Here is a 12,337-nt window from a genome sequence, read left to right on the forward strand (position 1 = left end):
TAAAATGTATTTATTTTTTCTTTTTAGCTTTGGAAACTAATGGTCTTCCTCCATCTCATTTTGTATAAAAAGATCTAATAATTTTTTTTGAGTCTTCAGAATTAACAGTTATGAAACTAAAATCATTAAGAACTTTTAAATCATCAATATTTTTAGAATCTACTCAAGATCATTCACAAATATAATCTATAATTTCTTTTGGAGACTTACCAGTACTTTTTCACATTGCTACAAATAATCTTGCTTGTCAATCGTCATCAAATGATTTACTATTTATAACTTTAGGTTCAGATATATCTTGATATTTTCTTTCTGCAAATTTGTCTTTCATTAATAATCTAATTAATGAAGAAACGACAATTTCAGATTTATCCAATTTTAAAAGTTCTTTTGCCAAATCAATATTTTCTTCAAATTTATTTTTATCAATAATATTTCAAATTCATTCTATAAGTTTTTCCCTTTGTCTATCCATTATATAACTAATATCTGGTATATCTTCTTTTATTATTTTAGAATTAGTTTTTCTCATAATATTGTTTATTTTGTATCTATCTTGTGGAGTTACAAATGTAATTGCAATTCAATCTTTTCAAGCTCTTCATGTTCTTCATATTCTGTGTGTATAATCTTCTGTATTTTCTGGTATAGAATAATTAATTACATGACTTAAATTATTTACATCAAGACCTCTAGCAGCTACATCAGTTGCTATAAGTATTTTAGTATATCATTTTTTAAAATTTAATATAACTTTTTCTCTTTGATTTTGTGATATATCTCAATGAATAGAATCAGCATTATATCATTTTTGTTTTAAACTTCTATTAAGTTCATCAACATCAATTTTGGTTCTACAAAAAACTATTCCATAAAAATCTACCTCAATATCCAATATTCTATACAAAAGTTCAGATTTATCTCTAGGTTTAACTAAATAATATTTTTGTTCTACAGTATCACTCGTAAGTGTTTTAGATTTAACTTTAATAGTTTCAAATTCTTGCATATAATTTGTTGCAATTTTCATAATAGCTTTGGGCATTGTTGCAGAAAATAATATAGTTCTTTTTTCAGTAGGAGTATTTTTTAATATTTCTTCAATATCATCTATAAATCACATATTTAACATTTCATCAGCTTCATCAAGCACAAAATATTCAATTTTGGAAAAATCAATAGCTTTATTTTTAAGATGATCAATAATTCTTCATGGAGTACCAACTAATATATCAATTCAAGATTTAATTTTTCTTTTTTCTTTTATGTATGATTGTCATCAATATATAGTAAATACACTTATATCTCTTTTTCAAACAAAAGAATTTATTTCATTTCATACTTGTATAGCTAATTCTCTAGATGGACATAATACCACAGCTTTTATATGTTTTCATTTTTTGTTTTTTAATAAATTCTCAACTATAGGAATACCAAATGCAGCAGTTTTACCACTTCAAGTTTGGCTTTGACCAATTAAATCTTTTTCATTTTTAATCAATATTGGCCAAGTTTCTTCTTGTATAGGAGATGGTTTACTAAATCATTTTTGTTCTAATATTTGTATTGTTCATTTACTTAATCCATATTCTTCAAATATATTCATATTAATTTTGATTATGTTAATTTTGTTAAATAAAAAATAGTAACTATATTTTTTTTTCAAAAAGAAAAAATATTACCAAAAACATTTGCATTATAATCTTTTATTTATTAATTTCAATAGAGAATTACAGACATTATGTAACAAAAACATTAAAATATAAACAAAAAACAGAGATATCAGTAATATTATACTGACAAATTTAAAATTGCCAACACACAATTATTAAAAAATCTCTTGTATTTTAAATATTTAATAATTACTAACTATTAATTAGTTTACTTAATTAAATTAATAAAATATGGAAGAAGAAAAAAATACAAATAATTGAACAGATAGCGAAAATATTAAACTTTGATGAATTTTATTTTTTGTATGAAATATATTTTGATTATGGTGAATAATTTTGGCAGTAGTATATTACATAACGAAACAAAAAGAGTTATCAAAAAAAGATGTAGAAGCTTTTTATGGAATGTTTAATTTTTTCATATCTTATTTAATATATTCAATTATATGAATAATATTAATATTTGTTATGGTATGATTATTTATATTAATAATAATATTCATTCTTTGATTTATTTTTTCAATTATATGATTAATAAAACACTTAAAATGAGAATCATACCACTACCCTTTGAGTATAAGATTTCTTAAAGTTTAAATTTATCTTATCTAAACACTATATTTATTCTAAACACTATATTTATAACTTTAATACACTTAAATTTATTAAAGAACCTTTATGTTAAATTAACAAACTTATCCAGAACTAATCAAGATTTATTACCATTTTTTATTTTATCAGTAAATAATATTCAGTTTAAGTGATCAACTTCATGTTGAACTATTCTAGCATCTATACCTGCAAATTGTTTTTTTATCAATTTTCATTTTGGATTATAAAAAGAAACATTAATTTTGTCACTTCTAGTAACTATTCATTCTATTCAAGGAAGAGATAAACATCATTCTATATCATCATTTTTTGAACTTGAAAACTTTGTAATTATTGGATTAATTAATATTAAATCTTCAATAAAAGTTCGTTTATCTCATCTTATATTCCATCTAGAAATAGCGACTACTCTTGTATTCAATCAAATTTGAGGAGCTGATAAACCTACTCAATCATATATAAACATAAGTTTTTTTAATTCTGAACAAAATTTTGTTAATTCTTTATCAAAAGTTTCAACTTCATCAGATTTATTTCTAAGTATAGTATTATTTTTTCCTTTTTGTAGAGGATATTTTTTTATTAAAAAATTATTATTCATACTTCAATATCAAATTAATATTATAAATATATATATTTTTATATCAAAAAGTATATATCATTTTTTTAAATCATTTATAATACATTATTAATTCATTATCATAAGATTATTTTAATATATATTATTAATATAATATATTAAGAATTTTAAAAAAAACTTATTATTTAATTTTTAGACATTTACCAAACATTTTACCCATATAATAAAAAATGGGTCAGCAGGGATTCGAACCCTGGACCACCGGCTTAAAAGGCCGTTGCTCTACCAACTGAGCTACTGACCCACAATATCCAATAACTAATTGGATAATATGTATTATAATCATTTTAATAAAAAAATCAAGATATTTTTCATTATTTTTTATATTTTTCACATTGCTGAAAGTTTTTTATAACAAGAAGAACATATTTTTATTTTTACAACAAAACCATCAGCTAATCTTATTTTTTTATTAAATAAATTAACTTTAAATTTTCTTTTAGTAGCTCTATTTGAATGAGATCTATTATTTCCCACAGCAGTTCATTTTCAACATACTTCACATATTCTAGCCATATTATAAAAAATTTAATTTATAAATAATATATTTTTTTAATATTTAATTTTGAATTTCTTCTTCACTTTCATCAAGTTCTTCTTCATCTTTTTCATCTTCTATTTCAACAACCGCAACAATTGGTAAATCAAATGAATCTTTTATACTAATTTTATTATCTATCAACAAATCTTTAACAAAGATTCAATCTCATATAGATTCCATTTTTGATAAATCAACTGATATATTTTGAGGAAGATCATTTGGAAGACCTTCTACTAATACTGAATCTTTCACTAACTCAATTTTTCATAATCATTGTTTTTCAACAGGTGCTTCTCAAACCAAAACAATAGACACTTCAGCTTCTGTTTTTTCATCAGCTTTTACTGCATGAAAATCTACATGCAAAACTGAATTTTTAACAGGATCAACTTGGATATCATAAATAAGAACTAATTCATTAATTCAATCTCAAACTAAATTAATAGGCATAGAATAACCTTTTTCTTCATAAATTTTAATAAATGGGAGTCTATCAAAAAATATAGAAACAGATTCAGATAAATGTTTACCATAAACTATTCAAGGTATTTTATCTTTTTTTCTATAAGATGAAAGAGATTTTCAAAAAACATTTCTATTGGATACTTCTAAATTCATCGAACAAAAAATTTAATTTATAAAATTATTTAAAATTATTTTTCCAAAAGATTTACTCATTTATTTGATGGAGAAATAGATTTAAGTTTAGCTTGTTTTCATATTTTATTTCTCAAATAATACAATTTAGATCTTCTTACTTTATATTGATCCAAAACTACTACTTTTTGAAATCAAGTATAAGATAGAGGATAAATTTTTTCTATAGTATTTCAAGTTGACTTTCATCTTATAGTAAAAGTTCAATCATGAAGTCACTTTCTTTTTACCTTCAAAATAACTCATTTAAATTTCCATATTCTTTTATTTGTACCCTCTCAAATTTGCTCACTCAACTCAATATATTGACCTGGTTTAAGATTCAAATTAGAATATCAACTCTCTTCACTTATTTTTTTTAATCTATCAAAATTCATATATAACTAATTTAAATTAATAAATATTTAAACTATTTCCTCATAATTTGAGCTTTCCATTTTTTCTGTTGCTCAATTTGTCTTCTAATCTGCATTATAACAACTTTTTCAACTCTACATAATGCCTTATTCATTTTTTTTCTTCAATTTGTTCTTAATCTACTCATTTTAATACTTTTATTTTACTAGAATAAATCTTTTAAATTTCTTTTTTCAGCAACACCTTTAACATAATCCATTGAAATTCAATACTTATTTAATTTATTGATAGATCTTTTTTTTGCATCTACAATCCACTTAGTTTCTCATTCATTTTTTTCTCTTTTCAATAAATTAATATAAGAATCAACAGATTTTGAATACTTACTTCATGATTTAGATCTTTGTCTATTTAAATTTTGCAAAACATGATTATACCTACCTCTCTTACAATTTCACATAACTATTAAATAAATTAATTTACTAAAAATAAACTACTTAACATATTTTGCTAAATATGCATAAGCTTTATTAGCATCTGCCATTTTATGTGTATCCTCTTTTTTCTTAACTGCTGAACCTTGATTAGAATAAGCTGCCAACAATTCTTCAGCCAGAGATTTATACATAGGAACTCATTTTTTAGCCCTAGAATAACTAAGTAACCATTTTGTAGAATAAAAAAACTTTTTTGAAGTTTTAACTTCAAGTGGAACTTGATAAACAGCTCATCAAATTCTTTTTGACTTTATCATAACATTTGGAGATGCATTTTCTATAGCTACTTCCCAAACGGCATATGGATTCATATGTCAATTCTTCTTTATTTCATCTAATGCATCATAAAAAATCTTTCTAGCAACCGTCTTTTTTCAATCCTTCATAATATGATTTATAAACTTTTCAATTTTTGGATTAGTAGAAGGTATAGAAAATGGTGCACTTTTTTTAAATTTTGTAGACATAAGTTTAAAAATAAATTACTAAATAAATCTAATTTAATTTTTAGGTCTTTTTGCTCAATATTTAGACCTTGATGTTTTCCTATTTTCAACTCAAGATAAGTCATAAGCTCATCTAACTATATGATATTTAACTCAAGGCAAATCTTTTACTCTACCTCATCTAACTAAAACTACACTATGTTCTTGTAAAGAATGCTTTTCTCAAGGTATATAAGCTATAACTTCTTGACCATTTGACAATCTAACTTTAGCTATTTTTCTTTGTGCTGAATTAGGTTTTTTAGGAGATGCAACAGTAACCTTCACACATACTCCTCTCTTAAATGGAGAAGAATAAAAAGTTTTTTTTGTTCAAACAACAGTATTTATACCATACTGAAAAGCAGGAGCTTTTGAAACATTTTTCTTACTTTTTCTTCATTTTCTAATAAGCTGATTCATAGTAGGCATAATGAAAATATTTATTTATATTATAAAATACTCAATATCTAAACATATATAATTTAAATATACTATTTTTTGAGTAACAATTTACACTATAAATAATTTTAATAAAATTTCAAGACCAATTTAATGTTTTTTTAAAAAATTAGTATATATATCAATTTTTTAAAAAAACTTAAAATTAATTTAATTTTTTATATAATTTATTAGTTGATTTGTATGGTATTTTTTTTATATATAATTCATTCTTACAATAAAAAAATTGTAAGTTTAATATTTTTAATTAATTAAATATATAATAATTATGACTTGAATAAATCTTATAGAAGTTACAGATTCAGATTTTGAAGAAAAAGTATTAAAAAGTGAAGTTCCAGTAATAGTTGATTTTTGGGCTCCATGGTGTTGACCTTGTAAACAATTTGCTCCAGCTTTTGAAAATCTTTCATTGGAATATGCATGACAAGTTATATTCGCAAAAGTTAATGTTGATGAAAATCAAAAATATGCTTGAGAATTTGGTATTATGAGTATCCCTACTATTATAGTTTTCAAGGATGGAAACATATTTCAAAATCCTATAATAGGTGCAAATTTAGATTGAATAAGATCTCTACTTGATAATTTAAAATAAATTAGTATATACAATTATATAATAAATAGTATATTAAAAAAGTAATTTTTATATACTATTTTTTGTCTTAAATTTATGTTTTTAGATTATTTTTATACTTAATAAATAAGAAAATATATGAAAAATATATTATATAATTCATTATCTAAACTTGATATAATATCTTGGACTGCTGTTATTTTGTTTTTTACTTTATCTTCATTATTTTTATGATGAAATATTTTATATTCTTTTTGATGAGCTATTTTAATTATTGTTCTTATGTTTTTTGTATGATTTAGTATAGAACTTATGCTTGAAATTTTGAAAGATAAAAAATGAATATGAAAAATAAGTTGATTTATTACTAATTGACCTGAAGCTTTGGTAGTATTAATTTGATTAATAAGTTGAGATATTTTATTTGCATCTAGTACACCACTATGATCAAATATTATGAATCCATTATTATTAATTTTGGCTATTATTTTGTTTTGGAAAATTATAAATTTTAAAAAATTTTGATATAAATTATTTTTTACTATTTGATTTTTAATATTGGCATTACTTGCAATATCTTTTTTTGTAATCCCAGAAAATTATTATATTTATTGGGCAATAATATGACTTGTTTTTAGTATATATTTTTTTAGCAAAAAATATGATAATCAAGATATACAACAAAAAGAAGATGAAGAAACTTGAAATAAAATATCAAATATATATTTAGTATTAGCTTTTATTGTATTATTAATTAGTTGATATTATTTATGACCTGTATTGGAATTTACTTCCGAAGTATCTGCTGTTAGTAAATGAATTATTTGATTTTTTGTTCTTTCATTTCTTACTAGTTGGCCAGAGTTTAAATCTATAATTTCATTATTAAAAAGACAAAAAATTCTTGCATCATTTGAAAATATACTTGTATCAAGTATTACAAATATATGGCTTGCTATTATATGAATTGTTGTTTGAATAATTATTTGAATAATTTAATAAAAAAACAAAAAATTCTTGATTTAATCAAGGTTTTTTTTATATAAAGTATAATTATTTTTTACAAAATATATTATTTAATTAATAAATATTACAATTTATAATGATAAATAATGATATAGAAGAATTAACACAAAAATTTCTTAATTGCGATTATATAGAAAATACATTTGATTATTATCAAAATTTGATAGAAGTTTTAATTTATCACAATAATCTTTATTATATTTACAATACTCCTAGTATTTCTGATTATCAATATGATTTACTTTTTGATTTATTAAAAAAAATTGAAAAAGAAAATCAAGATATTATTTCTCCAAATAGTCCTACACAAAGATTAGTAGGTCAAATACAAAATTCTTACAAAACATATAATCATGATTTTCCTATGCTTAGTTTGGAAAATGCTTATGACACAAAAGATTTATTTGAAAAAGATAAGTTTATAAAAAAAAGGTTAAATACTGAATTTAATTATAGTTTGGAACCAAAATTTGACGGAAGTAGTGTAGAATTAATATACAAAAATTGAGTATTTGAAAAAGCTATAACTAGATGAGATTGATTTGTATGAGAAGATATTACTGAAAACATAAAAGTTATAGAAACTGTTCCATTATATTTAAAAAATGCTAAAAATATTTCTTATATAATATTAAGATGAGAAATAGTAATGCCAAAATCTTCTTTCAATAAATTAAATAAAAAAAGAGAAAAAGAATGAAAATCACTTTTTGCAAATCCTAGAAATGCTGCTACTTGAACTTTGAGACAACTTGATCCACAAGTTGTAGCAGATAGAAAACTTGTATGTTTTATTTATGAACTTACTTATATTTCTTCAGAAATTATTTTTGATAAAATTAAAACACAAAAAGATATTTTCATTTTTTTAAAAAATTTATGATTTACAGTTTATGATTGGTTAAAAATTACTGATAATATTCAAGATTTAGTTAATATTTGTCAAGATATTAAAACTAAAAATTATTTTGAAAATCAAAATATAGAATTTGATGGTATTGTAATAAAAGTAAATCAAATAAATTTTCGCAAAAAATTATGAGAAACTAATCATCATCCTAGATGGGCAATAGCTTATAAATTTCCAGCAAAACAAATTGTTACTAAAATTTTGGATGTAGAATTAAATGTTTCTCGTAGTGCAAGTATTAATCCTGTTGCGATTTTGCAAACAGTAAATTTATCGGGAGTTAATATTTCCAGAGTAAGTTTACATAATTGGGATTTTATTTCTCAAAAAGATATAAAAATATGAGATAATGTTTGGATACAAAGAAGTTGAGAAGTAATTCCATACATTGTATGAGTAATTAAAGAAAAAAGAGATTGAAATGAAAAAGAAATTTTAGCACCAAATTTATGTCCTATTTGTGATAGTAAAATTATCAAAGTTGATACTGATGTTAATTATTATTGTAGTAATATTAATTGTCCTTCTGTTATCAAAGAAAAAATAGTGCATTTTGTTAGCAAAAATTGTTTAGATATAGATGGTATATGAGAAAAATTGATTTATATGTTAGTTGATAATTGATTTATAAAACATTATGCAGATTTATATTATCTTAAAGATAAAATAAATTACTTGAAATCTTTACCACTTCTATGAGAAAAAAGAATTAATGATATTTTGGAAAAAATAGAAAATAGTAAAAAAACTTTTTTACGAAGATTTATAAATTGATTATGAATAAAATTTGTTGGTAAAAAAACTTCAAAAATATTAGAAAATAGTATTTATGAAGATTTAAAATATAACAATATTGATATTTCAAAATTTAATCATCAAAAATTAATAAAATATCTTACTGATCAAACTTTTTTATCTAATATTCATTGAATAGGTGATAAAATAATTTTTAGTCTAAAACAAACTTTTGAAAATCAAGAAAATTTACAAATTTTGTATGAATTAGAAAAAGTTTGAGTTGTTTTAAATAATTTTTATAATCAAAAATCAATTTTGGATTCCAAATTATCTTGAATTAAATTTTGTATTACTTGAAGTTTTGATATAAAAAGAGATGAAATAATAAAAATCTTGGAAAATAACGGAGCTGAATTTTTGTCTCAAGTAAGTTCCAAATTAGATTTTTTGATTGTATGAAAATGATGATGATCAAAATTACAAAAAGCTAAAAAAGAATGAATAAAAACAATTTCATTGGATGATTTGTATACTAAATACAATTTATAACAAATGTTTTTTAATTTAATTTAGATAGAAAAATTTTTTCTAATTCTCACATATTTATAACAAAACCATCAGGCATATAATTTGGTAAATCTAAATAATTCATACTCCAAGAATTTTTGGAAATACTATTTTCTCTAAAATAGTTTAAATTTAATAAGACATAATCTTTCAAAATTTCTTGAAATAAAAAATGTTTTTGTGATTTATTTAGATTTATTTTTTTATTCAAATTGTGTTTTATATAAATTTTTTCCAATAAATTATATATATAAACTCATTTAGATATTTTTTCTTCTTTTCATTGAAAATAAAATATATCTTTTTTTTCTTCAAATATTTCTTCTGAAACAGAATGTTTTTTTTCATCAGAATTCAATTTTTCACATACACTAGATTTATCTGTTTCAATATCTTGAGTATCTTGAATATTTTCAGAATGATTTATATTATTATATTCATAATAAGTTTTATTATATAAATAATTATGTCAAACTTTATCAAAAAGATCCGTTTCTTTATCAGGCATTCAACTTATAGAATCTGCTTTATTTGAAACTCATCATAAAACATCAGCAGTATTTACTGCAGTCATTAAATTTATAAATTCATTAAACTTTTCATATCAAGATTTGTATGCATCAAAATTTGTCAAAAAAAATGAACCTCATAAAAATGCAAAAAAAGAAAATGAAGCCAAAATATTAAAACCTATATCAAAATTTACTTTGTAAACAGTTTTGGAATGTATATCCTTTACTATTTTGTATATAAATCAAAAAATCAATAACAAAAAAGAAATAAAAACTCATAAAGGTAAAAATATTGAAAAAATTAATAAAAATATTGGAAAAGTTATAAACCAAAATCACCAAATTTTTAATAGATCAAAAGTTTTTCATCTTTTGAAAGTTTCTAACTTATTAAAAAATTCAAAAAAATAAATATATTGATTATAATTTTGTGCTACTAAAAAAAGCATAAAAAATTTTATTTTTTTCCAAGTAATATTATCTACTTCAATTTTCAATTCTTTGACCAAAAAAGATATAAAAAAAGGTTCCCAAATATATTTGAATGAATAATTATTATATTTTATCAAAAAAGATTTTATATAATGAATAACATTATTATCTTTAATAAGATTTACTTCACTATTATAATCTTTTAGTTCAAAAGAAATTTTGTTAAAATCTTTTATATTTCCAAAAAATTTATCTGCAAAATATCAATAAAAAATATTATTTGGTATTTCTTTATCTTTATATATTGTAGAAATAATTTTACTTTTATTTTTATTTTCCAAATCTAAATTTCCCAAGGATTCAAAAAAATATTCAAAATTAGAACTTATCATTTCTTTATTTTGAAATATATTTTTTCGTAAAACAAAAGAATTCTTTGAACTTAAAATATGTTCAAAAGTATCCTTATCACATATATGATCTGAATAATTTTTATTCATTTTTTATTTTTATTTTTAATACTATTTAAAATTAATATATTATATATATTTATTGACATAAAGTCAAAAAATATAGCATATTTTATAAAAAATAAAAATATAATATCTAAACAATCCCCAAAAATTAATTATATTTACTATAAATAAACACTAATTTTATATTGACAAAAAATAATTCTAATTTTATTGACAAATAAACAATAAATATTATAATTGATTTGTTTAATATTTTATATATTAAAACATAATAATGAAAAAATTATTAATTATATTATTAAGTATATTATTTATTCATTGAATATGAAATGCTTTATTTTATATAAAATTACCTTTTAGTAATCCTTTTAGAGATCGTTTGCATCAAGTTCATTTTACTCAAGATAATGAATTTATGTGATATGTTTTGTTGCTTAATTATGAAGCAATTAATAATACTAAAAAAATAAAATTAGGAACAAAAGATAGAGATTGCAATAAACAATTAAGATGATTTTATTTTAATCCTATGAGATGAAATAATGTATATCCTATAGATGAAAAAACATTTAATGCTTGGAAAAATATTAATAACACTAATAATAATGTTTTTATAAATTATTTTACTTGATGATTATATACTGAATGTAATGAAAATCCACATAGTATACATTGACAAATAAAATATAAATATAAAGATATTAGTGAAGATAACTATTTTACTTTGACTGCTGGATTTGGAAAATATTCAAATATATATGATATAAATTTAACAGAATTTCAACATAATTTTCAAGTAGAAAATCATACTAACTGAAATTTGCCTATATGATTAATTTATGATAGTACTTATTGAGCTTGATTTGTATGATGAAAGGTAGATGGTGATATAGAAGAATTTATAACTTATGATTTTACAGGTAATAAAAGTATAAATAGTGAAATATCTTCTTTTACTTGAGGTAATATAACATTTACTTGATTACCTACTATTATTAGAAATAATAGTTCAATATCTCAAACTAGATTGGAAAATATTTTGTGAATCTCTTGAATTTTTTCAAGATGAATTCAATATGATGATGATTTAGATTGAATTGAAGAGCAAGCAGTTACAAATTTATCTACTACACAAACTTATCAAGTATGAGATAAATGATTATGAATTTGAGATG

15 protein-coding genes and 1 tRNA gene are annotated in these 12,337 nt (G+C 21.0%); 5 read left to right on the plus strand and 11 right to left on the minus strand.

What is annotated here, in order from left to right; genetic code table 25:
• Nucleotides 1–10: 10 nt before the first annotated feature.
• Nucleotides 11–1,606, minus strand: a complete 1,596-nt coding sequence (locus tag VAMP_RS07035) for a DEAD/DEAH box helicase (protein WP_213349005.1) — start codon at nucleotides 1,604–1,606, stop codon at nucleotides 11–13.
• A gap of 298 nt (nucleotides 1,607–1,904) precedes the next feature.
• Here VAMP_RS07035 and VAMP_RS02820 point away from each other — a divergent pair, with 298 nt between their 5' ends.
• Nucleotides 1,905–2,270, plus strand: coding sequence for a magnetosome magnetite crystal formation protein family (locus VAMP_RS02820; protein ID WP_213349007.1), 366 nt, complete (start codon nucleotides 1,905–1,907; stop codon nucleotides 2,268–2,270).
• Between the two features lie 79 nt (nucleotides 2,271–2,349).
• On the opposite strand, the gene def is transcribed toward VAMP_RS02820, so the two are convergent.
• The 9 genes from def to rpsL all read right to left on the minus strand — a co-directional run bounded on the left by def (nucleotide 2,350) and on the right by rpsL (nucleotide 5,894).
• A complete protein-coding gene (def, locus tag VAMP_RS02825) occupies nucleotides 2,350–2,886 on the minus strand; it encodes a peptide deformylase (RefSeq protein ID WP_213349009.1) in 537 nt (178 codons plus the stop codon).
• A gap of 210 nt (nucleotides 2,887–3,096) precedes the next feature.
• Nucleotides 3,097–3,169 (minus strand) — tRNA-Lys (locus tag VAMP_RS02830).
• A gap of 77 nt (nucleotides 3,170–3,246) precedes the next feature.
• Nucleotides 3,247–3,441: a 50S ribosomal protein L28 gene (rpmB, locus tag VAMP_RS06685; RefSeq protein WP_213349011.1), complete on the minus strand. Its 195-nt coding sequence runs from the start codon at nucleotides 3,439–3,441 to the stop codon at nucleotides 3,247–3,249.
• Nucleotides 3,442–3,484: 43 nt separating this feature from the next.
• Nucleotides 3,485–4,084, minus strand: coding sequence for a 50S ribosomal protein L25 (locus VAMP_RS02840; protein WP_213349013.1), 600 nt, complete (start codon nucleotides 4,082–4,084; stop codon nucleotides 3,485–3,487).
• A gap of 35 nt (nucleotides 4,085–4,119) precedes the next feature.
• A complete protein-coding gene (locus VAMP_RS02845; protein WP_213349015.1) occupies nucleotides 4,120–4,500 on the minus strand; it encodes a 50S ribosomal protein L19 in 381 nt (126 codons plus the stop codon).
• A gap of 32 nt (nucleotides 4,501–4,532) precedes the next feature.
• Nucleotides 4,533–4,667 (minus strand): hypothetical protein, encoded by a 135-nt coding sequence (locus VAMP_RS06690; RefSeq protein ID WP_275052393.1) that lies wholly within the window; start codon nucleotides 4,665–4,667, stop codon nucleotides 4,533–4,535.
• A gap of 18 nt (nucleotides 4,668–4,685) precedes the next feature.
• Complete coding sequence (locus VAMP_RS02850; RefSeq protein WP_213349017.1) at nucleotides 4,686–4,940, minus strand: hypothetical protein; 255 nt, start codon at nucleotides 4,938–4,940, stop codon at nucleotides 4,686–4,688.
• 33 nt (nucleotides 4,941–4,973) lie between these two features.
• Nucleotides 4,974–5,444 carry a 30S ribosomal protein S7 gene (gene rpsG, locus VAMP_RS02855; RefSeq protein WP_213349019.1) on the minus strand — a complete coding sequence of 157 codons (471 nt, stop codon included), beginning with the start codon at nucleotides 5,442–5,444 and terminating at the stop codon, nucleotides 4,974–4,976.
• A gap of 33 nt (nucleotides 5,445–5,477) precedes the next feature.
• Complete coding sequence (gene rpsL, locus VAMP_RS02860; protein WP_213349021.1) at nucleotides 5,478–5,894, minus strand: 30S ribosomal protein S12; 417 nt, start codon at nucleotides 5,892–5,894, stop codon at nucleotides 5,478–5,480.
• A 298-nt stretch (nucleotides 5,895–6,192) separates the two neighbouring features.
• Here rpsL and trxA point away from each other — a divergent pair, with 298 nt between their 5' ends.
• The 3 genes from trxA (at nucleotide 6,193) to ligA (ending at nucleotide 9,724) form a co-directional block, all read left to right on the plus strand.
• Nucleotides 6,193–6,522 carry a thioredoxin gene (gene trxA / locus VAMP_RS06695; protein WP_213349023.1) on the plus strand — a complete coding sequence of 110 codons (330 nt, stop codon included), beginning with the start codon at nucleotides 6,193–6,195 and terminating at the stop codon, nucleotides 6,520–6,522.
• A 117-nt stretch (nucleotides 6,523–6,639) separates the two neighbouring features.
• A complete protein-coding gene (locus VAMP_RS02870) occupies nucleotides 6,640–7,500 on the plus strand; it encodes a calcium:cation antiporter family protein (protein WP_213349025.1) in 861 nt (286 codons plus the stop codon).
• Nucleotides 7,501–7,603: 103 nt separating this feature from the next.
• Nucleotides 7,604–9,724: an NAD-dependent DNA ligase LigA gene (gene ligA / locus VAMP_RS07040; protein ID WP_213349028.1), complete on the plus strand. Its 2,121-nt coding sequence runs from the start codon at nucleotides 7,604–7,606 to the stop codon at nucleotides 9,722–9,724.
• A gap of 10 nt (nucleotides 9,725–9,734) precedes the next feature.
• Here ligA and VAMP_RS02880 read toward each other — a convergent pair whose 3' ends face one another.
• Nucleotides 9,735–11,186 carry a hypothetical protein gene (locus VAMP_RS02880; RefSeq protein ID WP_213349030.1) on the minus strand — a complete coding sequence of 484 codons (1,452 nt, stop codon included), beginning with the start codon at nucleotides 11,184–11,186 and terminating at the stop codon, nucleotides 9,735–9,737.
• 250 nt (nucleotides 11,187–11,436) lie between these two features.
• On the opposite strand from VAMP_RS02880, the gene VAMP_RS02885 reads away from it, so the two are divergent.
• The coding region (locus VAMP_RS02885) for a hypothetical protein (protein WP_213349032.1) at nucleotides 11,437–12,337 on the plus strand (901 nt) is incomplete at its 3' end.

The sequence above is a fragment of the Candidatus Vampirococcus lugosii genome (genome assembly GCF_018420025.1).
GTDB lineage: Bacteria > Patescibacteriota > Gracilibacteria > Absconditabacterales > Absconditicoccaceae > Vampirococcus > Vampirococcus lugosii.